Origin of the sequence: Diaphorobacter sp. HDW4A (genome assembly GCF_011305995.1) — a bacterium.
GTDB lineage: Bacteria > Pseudomonadota > Gammaproteobacteria > Burkholderiales > Burkholderiaceae_C > Diaphorobacter_A.
On record NZ_CP049910.1, the window covers coordinates 2,788,245 to 2,812,520 of the forward strand.

Annotated in this window: 22 protein-coding genes; 6 read left to right on the top strand and 16 right to left on the bottom strand. The window is 61.8% G+C overall.

Translation table 11 applies throughout. The features are described from left to right. The first annotated feature begins 46 nt into the window (after nt 1–46). From G7047_RS12630 to G7047_RS12645, 4 genes are all read left to right on the top strand, one after another. A complete protein-coding gene (locus G7047_RS12630) occupies nt 47–2,326 on the top strand; it encodes a TonB-dependent receptor (RefSeq protein WP_166305758.1) in 2,280 nt (759 codons plus the stop codon). Between the two features lie 39 nt (nt 2,327–2,365). After that, nucleotides 2,366–3,271 (top strand): copper chaperone PCu(A)C, encoded by a 906-nt coding sequence (locus tag G7047_RS12635; protein WP_166305761.1) that lies wholly within the window; start codon nt 2,366–2,368, stop codon nt 3,269–3,271. Nucleotides 3,272–3,414: 143 nt separating this feature from the next. After that, on the top strand, nt 3,415–3,882 hold the full coding sequence (locus G7047_RS12640; protein WP_166305764.1) for a nucleoside deaminase: 468 nt from the start codon (nt 3,415–3,417) through the stop codon (nt 3,880–3,882). Between the two features lie 7 nt (nt 3,883–3,889). Next, a complete protein-coding gene (locus G7047_RS12645) occupies nt 3,890–5,146 on the top strand; it encodes a cyanate transporter (RefSeq protein ID WP_166305767.1) in 1,257 nt (418 codons plus the stop codon). Here the strand turns inward: G7047_RS12645 and G7047_RS12650 are convergent. Beyond that, nucleotides 5,143–6,669: a PLP-dependent aminotransferase family protein gene (locus tag G7047_RS12650; RefSeq protein WP_166312044.1), complete on the bottom strand. Its 1,527-nt coding sequence runs from the start codon at nt 6,667–6,669 to the stop codon at nt 5,143–5,145. The genes G7047_RS12645 and G7047_RS12650 overlap by 4 nt on opposite strands. Nucleotides 6,670–6,826: 157 nt before the next feature. Here G7047_RS12650 and gabT point away from each other — a divergent pair, with 157 nt between their 5' ends. Further along, nucleotides 6,827–8,137, top strand: a complete 1,311-nt coding sequence (gabT, locus tag G7047_RS12655; RefSeq protein WP_166305770.1) for a 4-aminobutyrate--2-oxoglutarate transaminase — start codon at nt 6,827–6,829, stop codon at nt 8,135–8,137. Nucleotides 8,138–8,321: 184 nt separating this feature from the next. After that, complete coding sequence (locus tag G7047_RS12660) at nt 8,322–9,779, top strand: NAD-dependent succinate-semialdehyde dehydrogenase (protein WP_166305773.1); 1,458 nt, start codon at nt 8,322–8,324, stop codon at nt 9,777–9,779. Between the two features lie 46 nt (nt 9,780–9,825). On the opposite strand, the gene G7047_RS12665 is transcribed toward G7047_RS12660, so the two are convergent. The 15 genes from G7047_RS12665 to tsf all read right to left on the bottom strand — a co-directional run bounded on the left by G7047_RS12665 (nt 9,826) and on the right by tsf (nt 24,200). Further along, nucleotides 9,826–10,623, bottom strand: coding sequence for an RNA methyltransferase (locus G7047_RS12665; protein WP_166305776.1), 798 nt, complete (start codon nt 10,621–10,623; stop codon nt 9,826–9,828). 76 nt (nt 10,624–10,699) lie between these two features. Beyond that, a complete protein-coding gene (gene rnhB / locus G7047_RS12670) occupies nt 10,700–11,338 on the bottom strand; it encodes a ribonuclease HII (RefSeq protein WP_166305779.1) in 639 nt (212 codons plus the stop codon). Beyond that, nucleotides 11,301–12,473 carry a lipid-A-disaccharide synthase gene (lpxB, locus tag G7047_RS12675; RefSeq protein WP_166305782.1) on the bottom strand — a complete coding sequence of 391 codons (1,173 nt, stop codon included), beginning with the start codon at nt 12,471–12,473 and terminating at the stop codon, nt 11,301–11,303. Before lpxB ends, rnhB begins: the two co-directional genes overlap by 38 nt. Nucleotides 12,474–12,497: 24 nt before the next feature. Then, nucleotides 12,498–13,286: an acyl-ACP--UDP-N-acetylglucosamine O-acyltransferase gene (lpxA, locus tag G7047_RS12680; protein ID WP_166305785.1), complete on the bottom strand. Its 789-nt coding sequence runs from the start codon at nt 13,284–13,286 to the stop codon at nt 12,498–12,500. 20 nt (nt 13,287–13,306) lie between these two features. Next, nucleotides 13,307–13,747, bottom strand: coding sequence for a 3-hydroxyacyl-ACP dehydratase FabZ (fabZ, locus tag G7047_RS12685; protein WP_166069906.1), 441 nt, complete (start codon nt 13,745–13,747; stop codon nt 13,307–13,309). Nucleotides 13,748–13,759: 12 nt separating this feature from the next. Beyond that, entirely contained in the window at nt 13,760–14,743 is a 984-nt protein-coding gene (gene lpxD, locus G7047_RS12690; RefSeq protein WP_166305788.1) for a UDP-3-O-(3-hydroxymyristoyl)glucosamine N-acyltransferase, read from the bottom strand. Between the two features lie 30 nt (nt 14,744–14,773). After that, nucleotides 14,774–15,292 (bottom strand): OmpH family outer membrane protein, encoded by a 519-nt coding sequence (locus G7047_RS12695; protein WP_166305791.1) that lies wholly within the window; start codon nt 15,290–15,292, stop codon nt 14,774–14,776. Continuing rightward, the gene (bamA, locus tag G7047_RS12700) at nt 15,292–17,586 is read right to left on the bottom strand and encodes an outer membrane protein assembly factor BamA (protein WP_166305795.1); all 2,295 of its coding nucleotides are present in this window, start codon (nt 17,584–17,586) and stop codon (nt 15,292–15,294) included. Before bamA ends, G7047_RS12695 begins: the two co-directional genes overlap by 1 nt. Nucleotides 17,587–17,636: 50 nt before the next feature. Next, complete coding sequence (gene rseP / locus G7047_RS12705) at nt 17,637–19,013, bottom strand: RIP metalloprotease RseP (protein WP_166305798.1); 1,377 nt, start codon at nt 19,011–19,013, stop codon at nt 17,637–17,639. Between the two features lie 25 nt (nt 19,014–19,038). Beyond that, nucleotides 19,039–20,229, bottom strand: a complete 1,191-nt coding sequence (gene ispC / locus G7047_RS12710; RefSeq protein ID WP_166305801.1) for a 1-deoxy-D-xylulose-5-phosphate reductoisomerase — start codon at nt 20,227–20,229, stop codon at nt 19,039–19,041. Beyond that, entirely contained in the window at nt 20,226–21,080 is an 855-nt protein-coding gene (locus tag G7047_RS12715) for a phosphatidate cytidylyltransferase (protein ID WP_166305804.1), read from the bottom strand. Before G7047_RS12715 ends, ispC begins: the two co-directional genes overlap by 4 nt. Before the next feature lie 47 nt (nt 21,081–21,127). Further along, nucleotides 21,128–21,868, bottom strand: coding sequence for a polyprenyl diphosphate synthase (uppS, locus tag G7047_RS12720; protein WP_166305807.1), 741 nt, complete (start codon nt 21,866–21,868; stop codon nt 21,128–21,130). Between the two features lie 33 nt (nt 21,869–21,901). Then, nucleotides 21,902–22,462, bottom strand: coding sequence for a ribosome recycling factor (gene frr, locus G7047_RS12725; protein WP_166305810.1), 561 nt, complete (start codon nt 22,460–22,462; stop codon nt 21,902–21,904). Nucleotides 22,463–22,519: 57 nt separating this feature from the next. Beyond that, nucleotides 22,520–23,242 (bottom strand): UMP kinase, encoded by a 723-nt coding sequence (pyrH, locus tag G7047_RS12730; protein WP_166305813.1) that lies wholly within the window; start codon nt 23,240–23,242, stop codon nt 22,520–22,522. A 64-nt stretch (nt 23,243–23,306) separates the two neighbouring features. Further along, nucleotides 23,307–24,200: a translation elongation factor Ts gene (gene tsf / locus G7047_RS12735; RefSeq protein WP_166305816.1), complete on the bottom strand. Its 894-nt coding sequence runs from the start codon at nt 24,198–24,200 to the stop codon at nt 23,307–23,309. Between the last annotated feature and the right edge of the window lie 76 nt (nt 24,201–24,276).

Sequence of the window (24,276 nt, forward strand, 5' to 3'; positions counted from 1 at the left end):
GTGCGGCATGCTTTCGCGCATCCGCACCGCCAAGGTTTGAACCGACATGAAAAGTCCCCTGATGGCGCTCGTGCTGAGCGCCGCCGCGTTGCCCTGCGCAGCTGCCGAAGAAAAAACGCTGGACGCCGTCACCGTCGATGGCGGCCAGGCCAGCCGCCTGCCCACACAGATTCCCGCCACCATCGAAGGCGTGACGCGAGAGGAGATCGCCACCCGCATCAACGCCACCGACAGCGAAGACGCCCTCAAGTACCTGCCCAGCCTCATGGTGCGCAAGCGCTACGTCGGCGACTACAACCACGCGATCCTTGCCACTCGCTCGTCAGGCACTGGCAACAGCGTGCGCTCGGTGGTCTATGCGGACGGCATTCTGCTGTCCAACTTTCTTGGCAACGGCATCGCCAACGGCACCAACTACGCTCCGCGCTGGGGCCTTGTCACGCCCGAGGAAATCGAGCGCGTCGACGTGCTCTACGGCCCCTACTCCGCGCAATACGCGGGCAACTCCGCAGGCGCGGTGGTCGACTACGTCACCCGCATGCCCGAGAAGTTCGAGGCCCATGTCGGCGCAGGCTACTCCTCAGCGCCCACCGAGCTGTTCAATTCAAGCCGCACGTTCAAAAGCTGGAACTCCAGCGCATCGCTCGGCAACAAGAGCGGCGACTGGTCCTGGTGGCTGCACCTCAACCGCACCGACAGCGAAGGCCCGCCTCAGACCTTCGTCACCGCGCTGCGCTCCACGGGCAAACCCGGCAGCGGCACGCCCGTCACCGGAGCCGCCACTGGCAGCAACGTGACCCATCAGCCGTGGTACGTCTTCGGCACCGGAACGCAATATCACACGGTGCAGGACCACCTCAAAATCAAGCTCGCCTGGGACGTCAGCCCCACGCTGCGTGCGAGCTACACACTCGGCTGGTGGCGCAACGATTCCGAAGGCCGCCCGCAATCCTTTCTGCGCGATTCAAATGGCCAGAGCGTCTACAGCGGCACCGTCAACGTGAACGGATCGAATTTCACGCTCGCACCCACCGCATTCGGCCTGACCAACGACGCACAGACTCACTGGATGCACGGCTTTCTGCTCAAGAGCCACACGAGCGGCACGTTCGATTGGGAGCTTGCTGCCAGCCTGTATGACTACGCCAAGGACAACCAGCGCGCACCCACCACATCGCTGCCCAATGCGCTGAATGGCGGTGCGGGCACACTGCAATCCATGACTGGCAGCGGCTGGAACACGCTCGCGGCCAAGGGCATCTGGCGACCCGATGGCCCGCAGGGCGCACACATCGTCGAATTCGGTGCAGGCCGCGACGCGTACAAACTACGCATCAACAAATCCAATGTGACCGGCGACTGGTTCAGCGGCGTGGCGAACCCACAGTCCGTCCTCAGCGACGTCGGTGGACAAACAGAAACCCGCTACCTCTGGGCGCAGGACGCATGGCGCTTTGCGCCCGACTGGAAGGCCGTCGTCGGCCTGCGCTGGGAAGACTGGGAAGCCACGCGCGGCTTCACGCAAAACACTGCGCAATCGCTTCACTATGCCAGCCGCAGCGAATCCAACTTCTCGCCCAAGGCTGCCGTCTCCTGGCAAGCGAGCAACGATACCCTGCTGCGCGCCGCCATCGGCCGCGCGGTGCGCTATCCGACCACGGGCGAGCTGTATGGTGCGACCAGCGGCGGTGAACTCGGCTTCATCAACGACCCGAATCTGCGCCCTGAAAAATCCTGGACCAGCGAGCTCAGCGCCGAGAAGGAACTGGGCAACGGCATGGGCATCGCACGCGCCACGCTGTTCCATGAAAACCTGAGCGATGCGCTGATCAGCCAACTGGTCTCCGGCACCACGATCAGCCGCGTACAGAACGTGGACCGCGTGAAGACCACCGGCATCGAACTCGCCTACAACGCGCAGTCGGTACTGGTGCGCAATCTGGACTTCGGTGCCAGCCTCACCTATGCCAATTCGCGCATCGTCTCCAACCCCGGCCTGCCATCCAGCGAAGGCAAATGGCAGCCCCGTGTGCCCCGCTGGCGCGCAACGGGTCTCGTGAGTTACAAGCCGGATGCCCGCTGGACGCTCACCGCTGCCGCGCGTTACAGCGGCCGACAGTTCAACACGCTCGACAACAGCGACACGAACGCCGACACCTATTTCGGCACCAGCAAATTCTTCGTCGTCGACCTGCGCGCCCATGTGCGCCTCACACCCGAGCTGAGCGCTGCCTTTGGCATCGACAACGTAAACAACGAACGCTACTGGAGCTTTCACCCCATGCCGCAACGCACCTACACCGCGTCGCTGCGCTGGGATCTCTGAACCCATTTCTGTTTCTACTATTCAAACAAGGACGCCATCATGAAAAACACTTCTTCCACACTCACACTCACACTCATCACCGCCCTGCTCACCACAACTGCTGCACACGCCCACGTCGTTCTGCCCGCAGGCGGTGCCAATGTCGGTAGCCCATACGACGCTGCCTTTCGCGTAGGCCATGCCTGCAAGGACGCCAAGGCCACGACGGCCATCGAGGTCGAACTGCCCAAGGCCTTCCAGTTCAGGGAAGCCGTGGCGCGCAGCGGCTGGAAGCTCAGCACGCCCACAGCAGGCAGCCAAGGCGGCACGGTGCGCTGGGAGGCCGAGAGCGCCGCCACCGCACTGCTGGGCAGCGAGAAAACCGCTTTTGTTGTGCGTGGCGTGCTGCCCGCCAAAGCGCAGGCGCTGCACTTCCCGGTTCACCAGATCTGCGACACGGGCCGGGCGGATTGGGCGCAGATTCCCACTTCAGCGAACGCAACCGAGAAGCTCGAATTCCCTGCTGCGCGCCTTGAGGTGCTGCCCGACAACGTCGCCGCAGTGGACGTGCGCGATGCCTGGGTGCGCGCCGCCGTGCCGGGCCAGAGCGGCACAGGTGCGTTCGTGACGCTGCAGGCACCACAGGGCGCGAAGCTGGTAGCGGTGAAATCGGCCGCGGCCGGCGTGGTCGAGATCCACGAAATGAAGCTGGAGAACGACGTGATGAAGATGCGCGCCATCCCCGCGCTTGACCTGCCTGCGGGCGAGCCCGTCAAGCTCGCACCCGGTGGCCTGCATCTGATGATGATGGACCTGAAGCAGCCCATCACCGCAGGCCAGACGCTGAGCTTCACGCTCACGCTCGAAGACGCCAACGGCAAACGCCGCGAACGCCAGATCGAGGTTCCGGTGCGCGCAGGCGCTGCGGCTGCGGGCGGTGAGCACGGCGCACATCAGCATCACTGACAAGCTCGTGCTCATCAGACATTGAGCACACATTGCACGGAAAAAGGGAAAGACTGATTCAACCATTCGCATCGGTCTTTCCCACCGCAGGTTGCGCTGTATTGCCTGACAATCGGGGCGGTTTTGAAAGTCAGGAGTCCCCCATGTCCCAGCATGCAGCGCTGATGCGCCAGGCCGTGCAGCTCGCGCACGAAAACCGCGAGCGTGGCGGTCGCCCCTTCGGTGCCGTGCTGGTGCGCGGCTCGGAGGTCATCGCCACCGGCATCAACGAGATCGTGCAGTCGCACGATCCAAGCACCCATGCCGAGATGCAGGCCATCCGCACGGCCACGCGCGCTCAGAAGAACCCTTCGCTCGCCGGTTGCAGCATCTACGCAAGTGGCCACCCCTGCCCCATGTGCCTCGCCGCCCTCGTGATGACCGGTGTGGAGAGCGTGTTCTTCGCGTTCGACAACGACGATGCCGCGCCATACCAGCTGTCGAGCGAAGGCACCTACCAGCGCCTGCGCTTGAACCTCACACCACCACCGCTGCCGATCACGCGCGTGGACACGGGCATCACCGCCGCGCAGCTCTACGGTGAGGCGCCTTGGCCAGAAGAATCGAAATGACTCCTTGATGCCAAGTACAAAACACAACACGGCCTCCGCATCGACCTCCACGCTTTCTCCCGCCCTGTGGGTGCTGGTGGTTGTCGCCATCACCATCAATCTGCGCCCGTTTCTCACGGCCGTCGGCCCGCTCGGCCAGGCGATCCGCGACACCACGGGCATGAACCTGAGCCAGCTTTCGTGGCTCACGCTGCTGCCGATGGCGCTGATGGGCGTGGGCGCGTGGGTCGCTCCAGCGGCTCTGCGGGTGCTCGGCGCGCGCACGGTCATCTGCGGCTCGCTGCTGCTGATCGCGCTGGGTTGCGCACTGCGCATGCTCGGAGCAAGCGCGGCGGTGCTGCTCGCCACTGCGGCGTTTTGCGGCGCGGGCGTGGCGCTGATCCAAGGCATTCTGCCCGGCGCGATCAAAAGGGAATCACCGCGCCATGTCGCGCAGATGATGGGCCTGTACTCCTGTGCGCTGATGGGCGGCGGCGCCTTTGGTGCGCAGATTTCGCCGCTGGCCATGCAATGGGGTTGGGACTGGCGTGCAGCACTTTCTTTGTGGACGATTCCGGTGCTTATCGCCCTGCCGCTCGCATGGTATGCATTTGGAGTGATCTGCAAGCTTCACGCCAATACCGCCGTAAGCTCCGCGCAAACGCAAACGCAACCACAACCCAACGACACCGGCTGGTTGATCCGCCGCCCGCGCACCTGGCTGCTCATGGCCTGCTTTGGCCTCGTCAACGGTGGCTATGCGGCCATCGTCGCATGGCTCGCGCCGTTCTATCAAACCCACGGCTGGAGCGCCGCGAAGAGCGGCACGCTCGTCGCCATCCTCTCGATTGCGCAGGCTACGGCCGCGCTCACCCTGCCCGCACTCGCCGCGCGCCATCAGGACCGCAGGCCCTGGATCGCCTTCACGCTGCTGTGTCAGCTGCTCGGGTTCGCCGTGCTGATCTGGTGGCCCGACGCGGCCCCCACGCTCAACGCCATCTTGCTCGGCGTGGGTCTTGGCGGCTGCTTCGCGCTGATGATGGTGGTTGCGCTCGACCACCTGCCCTCGCCCTCGCAGGCCGGGGCGCTCAACGCGCTGATGCAGGGCGGCGGCTTTCTGCTGGCATCGCTTGCGCCCTGGGTGATCGCGCAGCTGCACGAGGTGACGGGGAAGTTTGAATCGGGCTGGATGTACCAGCTCGGCGCGGTATGCGTGGTGTGCGTGCTGGTGGCAAGGCTGTCTCCGTCGCACTATCCCGTGGTGATGAAAGCGCCTTCGAGCTAACGCACCGAAGGTCGCGCGCCAAACTCCTTCAACGCCTGCAGCAGTATGAAGAACGCCGACTGCATCGTCTCTTCAGGAACGGCCGCATAGCCCAGCAGCAGCCCCTTGGCCGGTTCCGGAGAACGGTAGTAGCGCGAGAGCGGCCGACCGAGCACGCCGCGTGATTGCAGCGTCTGCGCGAGCAGCACGTCGTCGAAATGATCGGGCAGGCGCAGCACCAGCTGCAGCCCGGCCTGGCTGTCGGGTTCCACCAGAAATTCCTCGCCGAGATAGCGCAGGATCAGCGTGCGCAGCCATTCGCGGCGGCGGCCGTAGAGCACGCGCATCTTGCGGATGTGGGTGGCGTAGTGGCCCTCGCGGATCAACTCGGCGAGCGCAAGCTGAGTGACCACGTGGCCCTCGCGGTATAGCTCGGCGTGCATGCGCCGCATGGGGGTGACCAGCTCCGGCGGCAGCACCATGTAGCCCACGCGCAGGCCGGGGAACAACGTCTTGCTGAAGGTGCCGATGTAGATCACCGGGGCGTCCTGCTCCAGCCCCTGCATGGCCGGAATCGGACGACTGGCGAAGCGGAACTCGCTGTCGTAGTCGTCCTCCAGAATCCACGCGCCGTGCTTGCGCGCGTAGGCCAGCAGCGATCTGCGCCGCGCGAGACTCATCACCGTGCCCAGCGGGTATTGGTGCGATGGCGTCACGCAGATCAGCTTGGGTGGCGAGGCATGTTCGTCGAGCGTGATGCCTTCGTCATCCACCGCACGGCCGACGACCACGACGCCGGGCGACATGCGCAGCACGTTCGCGATGCCCCAGTAACCGGGATCTTCCATCCACACGGCATCGTGCGGATCGACCAGCGTGCGCACCGTCAGATCGACGGCCTGGTGCACGCCTTCGGTGATGAGGATCTGCTCAGACGTGCATTGCACGGAGCGGGCCACGCGCAGATAGTCGACCAGCGCCTGCTTGAGCGGCAACGCGCCACCAGCGGTGTCGTAGGTCAGCATTTCCGGTTGCGCATGCCGCCACAACCGGTTGAGGATGCGCGCGTAGACGGCACGCGGAAACTGCGACACGTCGGGCACACCGGGCATGAAGGCGCCCCACTGCCGGTCCGCAGCGGACGCGTGGGCGAGCACCTGCTGCGCGCCTTGGGAGAGCACGACGTCACGACTGCGCAACAAGGGTGCAGCTCGCCCGGCCCGCGCGGCGCGCGGCGCACGCAGCAAGGTCTCCGGCGTGGTCTGTGCGACAAAGGTGCCGCTGCCGACATGGCTGACCAGATAGCCTTCCACCCGCAACTGCTCGTAGGCATGCGCGACGGTGTTGCGCGACACGTCGAGCTCCTGCATCAGCTCGCGCGTGGCGGGCAGGCGCGTGCCGGGCTTGAGTGCCCCCGTAGCGATGCCCTCGCGCAGCAGCGCGCACAGTTGCTCCACGAGCGTGAGACGCGCGCCCTGCTCTGGGGCCTCCGTGCCCCAGCCTTTTTGCAGCAACCAATCCACACAGACCGAACTTTTCGCCATCGCCTTGCCACCGGATTTCTCCAGCTCCTTCTCATCGTCCCACATGCCATCAAATTGGCACCCTATTCTCATACAACAGTGGAGCCATTCAAGGAGCTAATTTCACGTTCAATGGAGCCCTGTCGAAACACCGATCACCAACCTCCAAGGAATTCCCATGACGACCAATGCCGAACTCAAGAACCGCCGCCTTGCCGCCGCCCCTCGCGGTGTGGGCGTGATGTGCGATTTCCACGCAGCGCAGGCCGACAACGCGCTGATCACCGACGTTGAAGGCAAGCAGTACATCGACTTCGCCGCCGGCATCGCGGTGCTCAACACCGGCCACCGCCACCCGCGCATCGTCAAGGCCGTGCAGGAGCAGCTCTCGCACTTCACCCACACGGCCTACCAGATCGTCCCCTACGAAAGCGCCATTGCCTTGGCCGAGCGTATCAACGCGTTGGCCCCCATTGACGGCCCCGCCAAGACCGCCTTCTTCACAACCGGCGTAGAAGCCGTAGAGAACGCGGTGAAGATCGCCCGCTACGCCACCGGCCGCTCGGCCGTCATCGCGTTTCAGGGCGCCTTCCACGGCCGCACGCTGATGGGCCTCACGCTCACCGGCAAGGTCAACCCCTACAAGGCCGGCTTCGGCACGATGATGAGCGACGTCTACCACGTGCCCTTCCCCACCAATGGCGTGAGTGTGAAAGACAGCATCGACGCGATCCAGATGCTGTTCAAGACGTCCGTGGACCCACGCCGCGTGGCCGCCATCATCCTTGAGCCGGTGCAGGGCGAAGGCGGCTTCAACCCCACGCCTTGCGCACTGTTTGAAGGCCTGCGCCAAATCTGCGATGCCAACGGCATTCTGCTGATCGCCGATGAGGTGCAGACCGGCTTCGCCCGCACCGGCAAGCTGTTCGCGATGGAACACCACGCAGTCAAGGCTGACCTGATCACCATGGCCAAGAGCCTTGGTGGCGGCATGCCGATCTCCGGCGTCGTCGGTCGTGCTGAAGTGATGGATGCACCCAACCCCGGCGGCCTCGGCGGCACCTACGCAGCCAACCCGTTGGCCGTGGCCGCAGCCCATGCCGTGATCGACGTGATCGCCGAAGAAAAACTCTGCGACCGCGCCGTGCAACTCGGCGAACGCCTGCAATCGCGCCTGAAGGCCGTCAAGGCCAAGGACGCAGGCATCAGCGACGTGCGCGGCCTCGGCTCCATGGTGGCCGTCGAATTCCACAACGCGACCACGCAAGCGCCAGACGCCGACCGCGTCAACGCCATCGTCAAGACGGCGATGGCCAACGGCCTGCTGCTGCTGACCTGCGGGCTTTACGGCAATGTGATCCGATTCCTGTACCCCCTGACCATCGAAGATGCCCTGTTCGACAAGGCGCTCGACATCATCGAAAACGCAATCAAGGGCGAAACCAAGCCAGCAGCAAACAGCACCAAACCAGCAGCCGTAGCAGCATAAGCCGCCCCTCGAACCACCCCCACAACGCCAAGACAGCCCTTCAGGCTAGGCGTCGAAGCCGCAGACAGTACTTTGGTATTTGGTACGGCAAGGCTTCGCAACGACGCATGAAGGGCTGTATTGGCGCCTCCAAACGAACCACCAATCGAAGCCACAAGGCTTCGTAAAAAACAAAAGAAGACAAATGACAGTAGAACTCCAGCGTCCCGAGCTGCTCCGCCAAGCCTGCCTGCTCGCTACCGGATGGAAAGAAGCCGAGAAAAATAATTCTCTGGAAGTCCGCAACCCGGCGACGGGTGAATTGATTGGTCTGATCCCTCGTCTGGGCTACGACGAAACCAACGAAGCCATTGCCTCAGCACAGGCGGCCCTCCCCGCCTGGTCCGCCCGCACGGCGGCCGAGCGCGCGACGATCCTGCGCCGCTGGCACGGCCTGATGCTGCAGCACCAGGAAGACCTCGCCCGCATCATGACGCTGGAGCAAGGAAAACCGCTGGCCGAAGCGCGCGGCGAGATTGGCTACGCGGCATCGTTCATCGAATGGTTTGCCGAAGAAGGCAAGCGCATCGACGGCGAAATCCTGCAGGCCCCGCGCGCCGGTCAGCACCTGCTCGTCACCCGCCAGCCGATTGGCGTGTGCGCCGCGATCACACCGTGGAATTTTCCCGCCGCGATGATCACCCGCAAGGCCGGACCGGCCCTCGCCGCAGGTTGCACCATGGTGCTCAAGCCCGCCGAGAACACCCCGTTCAGCGCGATGGCGCTTGGCGTGTTAGCGCTCGAAGCGGGCATTCCAGCAGGCGTGCTGCAGATCATTACCGGAGACGCCCCCGGCATTGGCCGCGCGCTGACCGAAAGCCCCGTCGTGCGCAAGCTCAGCTTCACCGGCTCCACGCAGACCGGCCGCCTGCTGATGCGCCAGAGTAGCGACACCATCAAAAAGCTCTCGCTCGAACTCGGCGGTAACGCGCCGCTGATCGTCTTCGAAGACGCCGACATCGACCGCGCGATTGCGGGCATTCTGGCCTCCAAGTTCCGCAACGTCGGCCAGACCTGCGTCTGCGCCAACCGCATCTACGTGCAAGACAGTATCTATGACGAAGTCGCCAAGCGCCTGACCGCTGAAGTCGAAAAGTTCAAGGTCGGCAACGGCTTCGATGCCGGCGTCACCCACGGCCCGATGATCAACGAGGCCGCCGTCACCAAGGTCGAACGCCACATCGAAGACGCCGTCTCCAAGGGGGCGAAGCTGCTGACCGGCGGCAAGCGCCACCCGCTCGGGCAGACCTTCTTCACCCCCACCGTGCTCGCCGGTGTGACTGACGACATGCTGGTGTGCAGTGAAGAAACTTTCGGCCCGATTGCACCGCTGTTCCGCTTCAAGGACGAAGTCGAAGTGGTGCACCGCGCCAACGACACCATCTTCGGTCTGGCCGCCTACGTCTTCACCGAAGACCAGCGCCGCATCTGGCGTGTCTCGGCCTCGCTCGAGTACGGCATGGTGGGTGTGAACACGGGCCTCATCTCCAACGAGGTCGCACCGTTCGGCGGCATCAAGCAATCCGGCCTCGGCCGCGAAGGCTCACGTCACGGCATCGAGGACTATGTGGAGATGAAGTACGTCTGCATGGATATCAACTGACCCCCTGAGGCGCTTCGCGGCTGCCCTCGTGTGGGCCGCGTCAGTTTCAAGCGCTTCTCGCCGCCGTACTCAGCGCCATCGCGCCGCTTGTGTGCAGGCAGATGGCGGCGGCGGCGGCCACGTTGAGCGACTCTTCACCGCCGGGCTGCGCGATGCGAATATGCGCCGCAGCGCGCGCTTCGAGCGCAGGCGAAACGCCCTGCCCTTCATGGCCCATGACCCATGCACAGGGCCATGGAAGTATGGCCTGATGCAGATAGTCACCGCGATGCGAACTGGTGGCCAGCAGTGGCACCTTGAGTGCCGCAATATCTTCTTCGCTCAGACCCTCGACCAGTCGCAAGGCGAAGTGCGCACCCATTCCCGCCCGCAACACCTTGGCGCTCCAGAGCGCGGCCGTGCCCTTGATGGCTGCAATCTGCACGAAACCAAAGGCCGATGCACTGCGCAGCACCGAACCCACGTTTCCGGCATCCTGCAGGCGGTCGAGCACCACGGTGGGCGCGTTCGCGTCGAGCTCGCTCGCGTTCGGCAGCGCCATCACATAACCCATCTGCGCGGGCGATTCGAGGCCGCTGATGTCGCGCCAAAGCGTGTCGGCGATCAGCACATTCTTCTCGGCGGCCTGCTTGAGTTCGGTGGGCGCGAACGGCCAAAAAGATTCGGTGAACACGGCGATCTGCGGCTGCATGCCACGCGCCAATGCGGCGCTGCACAGGTGATCACCTTCGAGCCAGACGCGGCCCTGTTTGCGATAGGCGGTGCTTTCCTGTGACAGACGACGCAGGTCCTTGACCAGCGCGTTGTCGCGCGATTGGATCACCAAGGGGGTTGCTGCTGTCATGTCGAAGTCACTTCAATCCAAAAAGTCAGGTACAGCGTTTAGCTTACACCGGGAAGGGAGACAATTCCCCTGCACCTCATTGCACACGCGCGAGGCACGCCTGCGCCACCGGCGCGAAGCTGCGGCGGTGCTCGGGACAGGCGCCATGTTCGCGCAGTGCCGCGAGGTGCACTGCGGTGCCGTAGCCCTTGTGCGCGTCAAAGCCGTATTGCGGATATTGTTCGTGCAATTGCGCGCACCAGCGGTCGCGCGTAACCTTGGCAAGGATGGAGGCGGCGGAAATCGCCTGCACCAGCGCGTCGCCCTTGACAATGGCTTCGGCCGGAACGTCCAGCTGTGGCAGGCGATTGCCGTCCACCAGTACCAGCACAGGCTTCAGACGCAAACCGAGCACCGCGCGACGCATGCCCAACATCGTGGCCTGAAGGATATTGATTTCATCGATTTCTTGCACCGACGCTTCAGCAATGCAGAAACACAGCGCTTTGGCGCGGATTTCGTCAAAAAGTTTTTCGCGTTTGGCGGCGGTAAGCACCTTGGAGTCCGCCAGACCCGCAATCGGGTGCATATCGTCCAGAATGACGGCGGCAGTCACCACGGGTCCGGCCAACGGACCGCGACCCGCTTCATCGACTCCCGCAATCAGACCCGGTGGATGCCAGTTGAAGCTGGCCTGTTCAGCCCTTGGTGTTGGCAAGGATTTTTTCGATCGCATCAGCGGCCAGTTTCGGTGTATCGCGCAGCAGGCTCTCGTGAAGCTCGGTGAAGCGCTTTTCAAGCGTGAGAATGGTTTGGGGTTGCTGCGAATACGCGTCGAGCCATTGCTGCACAGCAGCGGCCAGCGCCTGCGGCGTGGCCGCATCTTGCAACAGCTCAGGCACGACGAAATCGCCGCACAGAATATTGGGCAGCCCGACCCACGGCTGCAATTGCTTGCGTTTCATGAGCCGCCAGCTGATCGGGTGCATGTGATACGAGATCACCATGGGGCGCTTGTAGAGCGCTGCCTCGAGCGTAGCCGTGCCGCTGGCGATCAGCGTGCAGTCGCAGGCAGCGAGCACAGTGTGCGACTGGCCAGTGACGATCTGCAGACGATCCGCCACGCCGCATGCGCGCGCCATGGCTTCGATTTTCTCGCGCTGTTTGGGCACGGCAGGCACAACCGCCTTGAGACGGGGGCGCGACTTCAGCAGAATCGCCGCCGCCTCGAAGAACGGCTTGGCGATGAATTTCACTTCGGCTGAACGACTGCCGGGCAGGATCGCAAGCACTTCATCATCAGCAGACAAGCCCAGTTGCGCGCGCGCAGCCTGCTTGTCCGCCACCATGGGAATCACCTGCGCCAGCGGATGGCCCACGTAGGTAGCCGCAATGCCGTGTTTGGCAAGCAGCTCGGGCTCGAACGGGAAGATGCACAGCACGTGGTCCGCGCTCGCACGAATCTTGTCGACACGATCTGCGCGCCACGCCCAAATTGACGGACACACGAAGTGCACTGTCTTGATGCCGGCCGCACGCAGCCTGCTTTCGAGGCCCAGATTGAAATCTGGAGCGTCGACGCCGATGAAGATACTGGGTGGATCGGCGATCAGCTTTTCGCGCAACTCTTTGCGCAGCTTGAAAAGACCGAGGATCTTCTGCAGCAGCTCGAGGCTGTAGCCGTGTACCGCCAGACGCTCGCTCTGCCACCATGCATCGAAGCCACGCTCGTGCATTTGCGGACCGCCAATGCCGAAGGATTGGACTTCGGGCCATTTGTCGCGTAGACCATCGAGCAGCAACCCAGCAAGCAAATCGCCGGAGGTTTCTCCGGCGACCATCGCTATCCTTGGGCTGCTTTTGGCAGACATGGGGGTGTCCGGTAGAGTCATCTATCAGCGCGCTATGCCTCGCTGCGACGCGGAGACAAAGTCACGCAACTGCATGATGTCGCACTCTGCGCTGGGGTGTTCTTTGACCAGAGCCGTCAAGGCGCTGATTGAAGCCTCCAACGTGAGGCCTTGACGGTAGAGAACGCGATACGCTTGCTTGATGCCGGCGATGCGCCCGGCCGAAAAGCCACGGCGGCGCAGTCCTTCAACATTGAGACCGCGAACGGCCAACGGATTGCCATCGACCATCATGAACGGCGGCACATCCTGCGAGATATGGCTGGCAAAGCCCGCCATCGCATGAGCCCCGATGCGCGAGTATTGATGTACCCCTGTCAATCCGCCGACGATCACCCAGTCACCGAGCTGCACATGGCCAGCGAGCGTGGCGTTGTTGGCCAGAATGGTCTGATTGCCCACCACGCAGTCGTGCGCGATGTGGACGTAAGCCATGATCCAGTTGTCGTCACCGATGGAAGTAACGCCCCGGTCCTGCGCGGTACCCAGATTGAAGGTGCAGAACTCGCGAATCGTGTTGCGGTTGCCGATTTCAAGGCGCGTGGGCTCGCCCGCGTACTTCTTGTCCTGCGGCACGCCGCCGAGCGACGCGAACTGGAAGACCCGGTTGTCTTCGCCGATGCTGGTGTGACCTTCGATCACACAGTGCGGCCCGATGCTGGAGCGCGCGCTGATGCGCACATGCGGCCCGATGACCGCATAGGGTCCCACCGTCACCGTGCTGTCGAGTTGCGCAGCAGGATCGACGATAGCAGTGGAATGGATATTGGACACGGACCGACCTTCGAAAAAGCTCAGGCCACGGTACGCATGGTGCACATGATCTCGGCTTCGCAGGCAATGCTGTCGCCTACGCGCGCTACGCCCTTGAACTTGTAGATGCCGCCCTTGATGCGGTCCAGATCGATTTCGAGAATCAGCTGGTCGCCTGGCTCCACGGGGCGCTTGAAACGCGCGCCGTCGATGCCGACGAAGTAGAACACCTTGTCGTCGCCTGGGGCTTCGCCCATCATGTCGAACGACAGCAGGCCAGCGGCCTGCGCCAGCGCTTCGAGCATCAACACGCCGGGCATGACGGGGCGCGCCGGAAAGTGGCCAGTGAAGAAAGGCTCGTTGATGGTGACGTTCTTGATCGCCTGAATATGCTTGCCGCGCTCGAGCTCAACCACACGGTCTACCAGCAGAAATGGGTAGCGGTGAGGAAGCAGCTTGAGGATTTGGTGAATGTCCATCATGATTTCAGCGGTCTAACCGTCATTTTTGATTGTTTGTTCCAGAGCCTTGACCCGCTCGCGCAGCTTGTAGAGCTGGCGTAGCGTGGCCGCGTTCTTTTCCCAGTTCGCATTGTCGTCGAACGGGAAGACCCCCGTGTAGTGTCCGGCGTGCGGAATCGAGCGCATGACCACGGTGTTCGTGGAAATATGCACATTGTCCGCGATTGTGAGATGCCCGATGATCGAAGCGGCCCCTGCAATGATGCAATGGGCTCCGATTTTCGTGCTTCCCGCGACCGCAGTGCACCCCGCCATGGCCGTATGGTGGCCGATGTGCACGTTGTGTGCGATCTGGATGAGGTTGTCGAGCTTGACGCTGTCTTCGATCACGGTGTCTTCGAGCGCACCGCGGTCGATACAGGTGTTGGCGCCGATCTCGACATCATTGCCGATGCGCACTGCGCCCAGCTGTTCGATCTTGACCCAGTCACCTTTGCTCGGCGCAAAGCCAAAACCGTCGGCACCGATCACGACACCCGGGTGGATGATGCAGCGCTCGCCGATGATGCATCGCTCGCCCACGTTGACGCGCGTCTTGAGCACGGTGTTTGCGCCGATGCGCGCGCCCCGCTCCACCACGCAGAGCGGGCCGACGTAGGCCGTTGGGTCCACCGTTGCTTCGGGATCGACCACGGCGCTTGGATGAATGCCGTGACGCGTGCCGGTGGCATGCACCCGCTTCCACAACTGCGTGACGCGCGCGAAATACACGTAAGGATCGGGCGTGACAATGCAAGCACCACGCGCCAACGCGGCGTCACGCATGGCCGGAGCCACAATGACACAGGCCGCCCGGGAGGCGGCCAGTTGACTCTGGTAGCGCGGGTTGTTCAGAAAGGCCAGTTCGCCGGGCCCGGCGGTCTCGAGTGAAGCGATACGAGAGATTTCGATCTCTGCATCTCCCCCTTCAAGACTGCCTCCCAGTTCATTGGTGATCTGTCCTAGAAGCAAGCTCACGCAATACCTGTCGCTACCAAAAACTTCATGTCACTTGCCGTTGCCGGAGTTCATGGCCTTGATCACCTTGTCGGTGATGTCCAGCTTGGGGTTGATGTACACGGCTTCCTGGAGGATCACGTCGTACTTCTCAGCTTCGGCCACTTGCTTGACGACCTTGTTGGCGCGCTCAAGCACGGTAGCCAGCTCTTCGCTCTTTCGCGAGCTCAGGTCTTCCTGGAATTCACGACGCTTGCGCTGGAAGTCACGGTCCTGATCGGCCAGCGCACGCTGACGCGAAGCGCGTTGGCTTTCGGACATGGTGGGCGCTTCACGCTCGAACTTGTCGTTGACGCTCTTCAAAGAATTGCCTTGGTCGACCAGTTCTTTTTCACGCTTGGAAAATTCCTGCTCCAGCTTGGCTTGAGCGGCCTTGGCGGAATTGGCTTCGCGGAACACGCGGTCGGTGTTGACGAAGCCAGCCTTGAACTCCTGAGCTTGCGCGGGAACTGCTGCGGCCATGCTGCCCAGCAGGATGACCAAGGGAAGATGACGGGAAAGGGATGTCATTAGAAAGATGTTCCGATCTGGAATTGCAATTTCTGGATTCTATCGCCGGCGAATTTTCGCACGGGCTGCGCAAAAGCTAGACGCAATGGGCCAAGAGGGGAAATCCAGCTCAACCCCAAACCTGTCGACACGCGCATTTGACTCAACTCCCAACTTTCATGTTCACCGTACACGTTACCCGCATCAACGAAGCCGAAGACGCGAAGCGTACGATCATTGCCTGCGCCCGGGAATGGCGCAATCAATTCAGCATTCAGAGTGACCTTCTTGGGACCACCCAGCACCGAGCCGGTCACATCACGCGGGCCGAGCGTACCTTGCTCGAAGCCACGCACCGATCCGAGACCACCGGAATAGTAATTCTTGAACACAGGGAATGGCTGACCATTCAGCCCCTTGCCCAAGCCCAGTTCACCATTGAAGGCCAACGTGAACTTCTTGTTCAGCGGCACATACTGCTGGTACTGGTAGCTACCCTTCACATAACGGGCATCGCCGGCCAGCGAGATTTCCGAATTCAGGCGCTGATAGCGACCCGAATTGGGTGCCAGCGCGCTGTCGCGGCTGTCGCGCCCCCAACCCACTGTCAGAGGAATCGAGAAGCTGCTGGAGCCGTAGTCACGGATATAGGCCAGATATGCCGCAGGAATGTTCGTACCTTCCTTGATCCGTGTGTTTTCAAGACCGGCACCGAAGAACACGGTGTCGATTTCGCTGAACGGGATGCCGAAACGCACGCTGCCGCCTGCAGTGATCAACTGGTAGTCACCACCCATGTCGGCGTATGGCTTGGCCGTGCGGTAGTACAGGTCAAGCGTGCGCGAGATGCCGTCCTTGGTGAAGTACGGGTCGGTGGTGCTGAAGACGATCGTGCGGTTGTACTTGCTGGTGTTGACGTCAACGCCCAGATAGTTGCCCGAGCCGAACACGTTTTCCTGCTTGATGCCGAAGGACAGCGAAATCTTTTCGGCGCTGGAGAAGCCGGCGCCGAGTGTGAGCGAGCCGGTCGGCTTTTCCTTCACGTTGACGACCAAATCAACCTGATCAGGCGAATTCGGCACTTCCTGCGTTTCCACGTCCACTTCAGTGAAAAAACCCAGGCGGTCCACACGGTCGCGGGAGATCTTGATCTTGTCGGCGTCGTACCAGGACGATTCGAACTGGCGGAATTCGCGACGGATCACAGCATCACGCGTGCGGTTGTTGCCGCTCACGTTGATGCGGCGCACGTATGCACGGCGCGATGGCTCGGCACGCAGCACGAGTTCCACGCGGCCGTTGTCCTTGTCGATCTCGGGCACGGCCTCGACCTTGGCGAATGCGTAACCAAAATTGCCGAAGTGATCGGTAAAGGCCTTGGTGGTTTCGGCCACCTTGTCGCCGTTGTAGGGCTCGCCCGGACGAATCGTCACCATCGACTTGAATTCGTCATCGCGATCCAGATAATTGCCTTCGAGCTTCACACCCGACACAACGTAAGGATTACCTTCGGTGACGTTCACCGTGATGGAGATGTCCTGCTTGTCGGGCGAGATCGCAACCTGGGTCGAGTCAATGCGGAACTCGAGATAACCACGCGACAGATAGTACGAGCGCAGCGTTTCCAGATCGGCGTTGAGCTTGGCGCGCGAGTAGCGGTTGGACTTGGTGTACCAGCTGAGCCAGCCACCGGTGTCCTGATCGAACTGGTCCTTGAGTGTGCCTTCGGTGAATGCCTTGGCGCCGATGATCTTGATGTCCTTGATCTTCGCGGGCTCACCTTCCACCACGGAGAACGTCAGATTCACACGATTGCGCTCAATGGGCGTCACCGTGGTTACCACGTTCACACCGTACATGCTGCGGTTGATGTACTGGCGCTTGAGCTCTTGCTCGGCGCGATCGGCGAGTGCCTTGTCGAACGGACGGCCTTCGGTCAGGCCCACATCACGCATGGCCTTCTTGAGCGTGTCGGCGTCGAACTCCTTGGTGCCTGCAAACTCCACATCGGCGATGGTGGGGCGTTCTTCCACGACCACGACAAGCACGTTGCCCGCAGCCTCCAGACGCACGTCCTTGAACAGGCCCAACGCGAACAGTGCACGAATGGCGGCCGCGCCCTTTTCGTCGGTGTATTCATCTCCGACGCGCATCGGCAATGAAGCGAATACGGTGCCCGCCTCAACGCGCTGCAGACCTTCCACACGGATGTCCTGAACGCGGAACGGATCCAACGCCCATGCCTGAGCTGCAAAGACCATGGCAGCGATTGCTGTTGCAGTACGCACGCCCAAGCGATTGAATTGTTTTTTCATGTATGAATCGAAGCCAGTACCCAGTACCGCAGCACCGTGTGGCGAATGTTTTAGCCAAAAAGCCGGGTTACATACCGGGTGACATCATTGAACATGGCGATGGACATCATCACCAGCAACACGGCAACGCCGCCCCGCTGAAGCCTTTCCATCCAGGCATCGGACACGCCGCGACCTGTCAGCCCTTCCCAAAGATAATACATCAGGTGTCCCCCATCCAGAACGGGCAAAGGCAACAGGTTCAGCACTCCGAGACTTACGCTGATCAATGCCATGAAGATCAGATATTGCGTGAGCCCCATACTGGCCGATTTGCCAGCATAGTCGGCAATGGTCAGCGGACCACTGAGATTCTTGAGCGACGCCTGCCCAATGACCATGCGGCCCATCATGCGAAGCGTCAATACCGACACCTCCCAAGTGCGCTGCACGCCCTTGGCAATACCATCCAAAAACCCGTAATGGACGGTCACCAGCTCGGGCGGCTCACCCACATAAGCGCCGATACGACCGTAAGAACCATTTGCATCCTGCAACATTTCAGGAGTGACCGAGAGGTCCATCTGGCGACCTTCACGTTCGATATGCCAGATCTGCGTCATCACCTTGCCGTCCGACACTGAGTTGCGGATCAGCTCGCGCAATTGAAGTCCATCCACAATGTCCTTGGTGCCCACGCGCAGCACCAGATCGTTCTGCTCGAGGCCTGATTTCGCCGCAGCGCTGTCGGCCATCACATCGCCGATCACCGGCTTGGTCCATGGACTCAGAATGCCGATCTTGCGGAACAGTTCAAGATCCGCGTCCTTGGCCTGCATCGAGGCCAGATCGAGCGTGATCTCGCGGGAACCTGAGCCGCTGGCATTCTGCACAGACAGGCGCGCATTCTGTCCGTCGAGCGCCCCACGTGTCAGCAGCCAGCGCACATCTTCGAATGATTGGACCGGCTCGATCTCGTCTTCGCCCAAGGCGGCGCCCACCACCAGCTCGCCACCTTTCAAACCGGCTTTATCCGCAACGGAGCCCGCCACAGGATTGGCGAGCAAAGGTTTGGCCTCGTCCACACCCGTCCAGTTGACCACGGAATAAAGCACCACAGCCAGCAGTAGATTAGCCAGAGGTCCAGCAGCAACGATGGCCGCGCGCGACTTCAAAGGTTGGGTGTTGAACGCGAGATGGCGCTCTTGCGCTGCGACGGGCGCTTCGCGCTCATCAAGCATCCGCACATAGCCCCCCAGTGGAAACGCCGCGAGCACGAACTCGGTAGGAGAGCCCTTCTTCTGCCAGCGCAGCAGGGGCTTGCCGAAGCCGACCGAGAAACGCAACACCTTGACCCCGCAGGCCACCGCCACGCGGTAATGTCCGTACTCGTGCACGGCAATCAACACGCCAAGGGCCACGACGAACGCAACGATGGTCAACAGCATGTGAATGTCTCCTGAAAAGAGCGAATCAGACCGTACCGATTCGGGCCACCGCAGCGTCTGCGGCGGCACGGGTTTGCGCGTCGAGCGCCAGCAGCGCCTCCAGCGAATTCGGGTTGGACGGTATCACACGCTCCAAAGTTTCAAGATTGATGGAATGAATTTGGTCGAAGCGAATTTTTCCGCCCAAGAAGGCCGCCACCGATACCTCATTGGCCGCATTCAACACCGCTGTCGTGCCTTGTGGCGCACGAAGCGCCTGCCAAGAAAGATGCAGACCGGGGAAACGTGCCGCGTCGGCTTCTTCAAAAGTGAGTGCTGCCAATTGGGCGAAGTTTAGCTTCGGAGTTCCGCTTTCGATGCGCTCCGGCCAGGCGAGGCCGACCGCAATCGGAACCCGCATGTCGGGGGTGCCAAGCTGGGCAATGATCGACGCATCGACGAACTGCACCATCGAATGGATGATCTGCTGCGGATGGATCACGACCTTGATCTGCTCGGGCGTGAGGTCGAACAGCCAGCGCGCCTCGATCACCTCGAGCGCCTTGTTCATCATCGTCGCTGAGTCGATTGAGATCTTGCGACCCATTGCAAAGTTCGGGTGCGCGCAGGCCTGATCGGGCGTGACATCGCGCAGCGTCTTCGGATCGCGCGTGCGGAATGGACCGCCCGACGCGGTCAGCAGAATGTGATCGACGCGGCGTGCCCAGGTCGAGGAATCCTCAGGCAGGCTTTGGAAAATCGCGGAATGTTCGCTGTCGATGGGCAGCAGCGTCGCGCCGCCCTGCTTCACCGCATTCATGAAGACCTCGCCACCGACGACGATGGCCTCCTTGTTGGCGAGCAGCAATCGCTTGCCAGCAAGCGCGGCGGCGATGCAAGGCGCAAGGCCCGCAGCACCCACGATGGCGGCCATCACAGCATCGACCTCGGGGTGCGAGGCGATCATGTCGAGCGCGTCCGCACTCTGAAGCACTTCGGTCGCAAGGCCATTGCCGCGCAGCTTGTCCGCCAGTTCGCGAGCGTAAGGCGCGCTTGCCATCACCGCGTAGCGTGGCTTGAACTGCGCGCATTGCGCGAGCATCAGGTCGACCTGCGTTGCTGCGGAAAGTGCAAAAATCTCGTATTGGTCCGGGTGGCGAGCCACCACATCCAGCGTATTGGTACCGATGGAGCCCGTGGAGCCCAGAACGGTCAGACGTTGTTTAGTCGTCGTCATGCAACTGCAAAGTAAGTGAGCATCATGGCCAGCGGCACAGCAGGCAGAATCGCATCAATGCGATCCAGCACGCCGCCGTGACCGGGCAGCAGATTACTGCTGTCCTTCATTCCAGCGCTGCGCTTGACCAGTGATTCCACCAGATCGCCCACCACGCTCATCGCAGCCATGAAGACAGCGCCCAACAACAGGAACCAATAGCCCTTGGCCGCCAGACGCGAATAGAAACTGGACACCGACACCTGATTGGAGGCATCGAGCGCGACCCAGACCACGGCGAGCACGATCACACCGATCATGCCGCCCCAGACACCTTCCCAGCTCTTGCCCGGGCTGATGGCTGGCGCCAGTTTGTTCTTGGTGAATTTGAGACCGAAGGTCCGACCAGCGAAGTACGCAAAGATGTCGGCTGCCCAGACCAGCACCAGAATCGACAGCAGAAAATTGATGCCGACATGACGAGCCTGCACCACCGCCAGCCATGCAACCCACAGAGCCAACACGCCGCCGATCAGTCGAATGGCCTTCGGGATATGCGGCCAGCCAGCCACGCCAGCCCTCAGCAGATAGGCACCACAGAGCACCCAGCAGGCACCCGCGATGGTCCAGAGCCAGGGCAAGGGCGTGCTGACCCAGCCAAGCTGCCAGCTCACGCCGCAAAGAATCAGACAAACGGCGCTGATCGCCAGCGCCGACGCGCCCTTCAGACCGTTCAGACGTCCCCACTCCCACGCGCCTGCCGACATGAAGACCAACAGAATGGCGGTAAACGGCAAGGTGTTTGAAGCAAACAGTGCCGGCAGCAGAATCGCCAGCAGCACCAAGGCTGTTATGACACGTTGTTTGAGCATCCGTCAGCCCCTTCCGATTCTCGAATGATCGACCGATTCGGTGGCCGTCAGGCCAGCAATCCCGATGATCGCGATGAAGATTTCTGAACCTGCGCCGAGGTTTTGCCAAAGCGACGCTCGCGCGCGGCAAAGGCGGCGATGGCCTCGTCCAGCGCCGCTTCATCGAACTCAGGCCAGAGACGGTCGCTGAAATACAGCTCCGAATAGGCGCATTGCCATAGCAGAAAGTTGCTGATGCGCATCTCGCCGCCCGTACGGATCAACAAGTCAGGATCCTCAACGAAGGACAACGCCATCGCCCTGTCGAGGCTGAGCTCGGTGATGGCTTCGCCACGCGCAGCCAATTGGGCAGCCGCCTGCGCAATGTCCCATCGTCCGCCGTAGTTGAAGCAGACATTGAGAATCAAACGCGTGTTGCCAGCGGTAAATGCCTCGGCCTGCTGCAGGCCTTCACGCACCTTCTCGGACAGGCTCGCCTTGTCGCCCACGAAATGCAGTTGAACGCCGTCCTTGTGAAGCTGCGGCACCTCGCGCGAAAGCGCCTTGGCGAGCAGATCCATCAGACCCGAGACTTCATCGGCGGGACGGTTCCAGTTTTCGGACGAGAACGCGAAGACGGTGAGCACACCCACACCGCGCTCGGCACAGGCACGGGCGCAGCGACGCAGCGAATCCACCCCCTGCTTGTGTCCCGCAAGACGCGGCAGCAGACGGCGAGTGGCCCAGCGGCCATTGCCATCCATGACGACGGCAATGTGATGCGGAACCACGCTTGAGGAAGATGACATGGGCAAAGAAGCGATGACGATCCGATCTGCCGATCAGATGGCCATGATTTCCTGCTCTTTCGACGCGACGAGCGCGTCGATGTCGGCAATGTGCTTGTCGGTCAGCTTCTGCACTTCGGCTTCCGAACGCTTCTGATCGTCTTCGGAAGCTTCCTTGTCCTTGACCAGTTTTTTCACGCTTTCATTGGCATCGCGGCGCAGATTGCGGATCGCGATCTTGGAGTTCTCGCCCTCGGTGCGCGCCAGCTTGGTCATTTCCTTGCGGCGCTCTTCCGACATCGCGGGCATCGGCACGCGGATCAGATCACCCAGCGAAGCGGGGTTCAGGCCCAGTTCGCTTTCGCGAATCGCCTTTTCGATCTTGGCGCCCATGGGCTTTTCCCAAGGCTGAACGCTGATGGTGCGTGAATCGAGCAAGGTCACATTGGCCACTTGCGACAGCGGCACCATCGAGCCGTAGTACTCGACGTGAATGGTGTCGAGCAGCTGCGGGTTGGCGCGGCCGGTGCGGACCTTGGAAAGATTGCTCTTGAGCGCCTCGATGGACTGGTCCATCTTGGTCTGGGTGGTTTTCTTGATATCGGCGATGGTCATATTGTTCTCCTCAGCCTGCAACGCGTTGAAACGCAAGTCACGAATGCTGCAAAGCCCTCAAGCGTACACCAGAGTGCCTTCGTCTTCACCCATAACCACTCGCTTGAGTGCGCCGGGCTTGATGATCGAGAAAACGCGGATCGGCAGACGCTGGTCGCGGCACAGCGCGAAAGCCGTGGCGTCCATGATGCCGAGGTTGCGGTTGATCGCCTCATCGAAGGTCAGCGTGGCATAGCGGGTAGCAGTGGGATCTTTTTGTGGGTCGGCCGTGTACACGCCGTCCACCTTGGTGGCCTTGAGCACGAGCTCGGCACCGATTTCCGCACCGCGCAGAGCTGCTGCGGTGTCGGTCGTGAAGAAGGGATTGCCGGTGCCGGCTGCGAACACCACCACCTTGCCTTCTTCGAGGTATTGCAGCGCCTTGGGGCGCACATAGGGCTCAACCACCTGCTCGATGGCAATGGCGGACATCACACGTGCGGTGAGACCCTGCTTGTCCATGGCATCCGCCAGCGCCAGCGCGTTCATCACGGTGGCCAGCATGCCCATGTAATCCGCCGTGGCGCGATCCATGCCGACAGAACCGCCAGCCACGCCACGGAAGATGTTGCCACCACCAATCACCACCGCCACCTGCACGCCAAGGCGCGTGATTTCGGCAACTTCTTCCACCATCCGCACGATAGTCGCGCGGTTGATGCCGAACTGATCGTCCCCCATCAGCGCCTCACCAGACAACTTGAGCAGAATGCGCTTGTGAGCTGGTTTGGCGATGGTCATGGGGGGTTCTCCGTAAGGCTAAAAATGAAAAAATGATGGTTGGGGGGCTATGGCGTCTGAAAAATCAGGCGCCAGCCTTCGCGGCTGCCACCTGGGCGGCCACTTCTGCTGCAAAGTCGTCAGCCTTCTTCTCGATGCCTTCGCCCACGACGTACATCGTGAAGGCCTTGATCGTGGTGTTGGCAGCCTTGAGCATCTGCTCGACGGTCTGCTTGCCGTCAGCAGCCTTCACGAAGACCTGGTTGTACAGGGATACTTCCTTCAGGTACTTCTGCACCGAGCCTTCGACCATCTTGGCGGCGATGTCAGCTGGCTTGCCGGACTCTTCAGCCTTGGCAGCAGCGACCGAGCGCTCTTTCTCGATCAGGTCGGCAGGCACGTCGGCGGACGACAGTGCCACTGGCTTCATCGCGGCGATGTGCATTGCCACGTCCTTGGCGGCAGTCGCGTCACCTGCGTACTCGACCATCACGCCGATGCGTGTGCCGTGCAGGTAGACAGCCAGATCGCCGCCGTCGAAACGCTTGAAGCGGCGGAACGACATGTTCTCGCCGATCTTGCCAATCAGGCCCTTGCGGACTTCTTCGAGCGTCGGGCCGAAGCCGTCCTGCTCGTATGCCAGTGCGCCCAGAGCAGCCACGTCAGCGGGGTTCTTTTCAGCGATCAGCTTGGCTGCGGCGTTGGCCAGAGCGATGAAGCTGTCGTTCTTCGACACGAAGTCGGTTTCGCTGTTCACTTCGATCATGGCGCCGGTTTGGCCAGCCACGAATGCAGTGATCACGCCTTCAGCTGTCACGCGGGAGGCAGCCTTGCCAGCCTTGGTGCCCAGCTTGACGCGCAGCAGCTCTTCAGCCTTGGCCATGTCGCCATCGGCTTCGGTCAGAGCCTTCTTGCATTCCATCATCGGCGCGTCGGTCTTCGCGCGGAGTTCAGCGACCATGCTTGCGGAAATTGCCATCGTATTTCTCCAGAATCTGTTCAGTTCGTTACGGTTTGCAGGCTAAAAAAAAGGGGGCTCATCAGAGGCCCCGCTT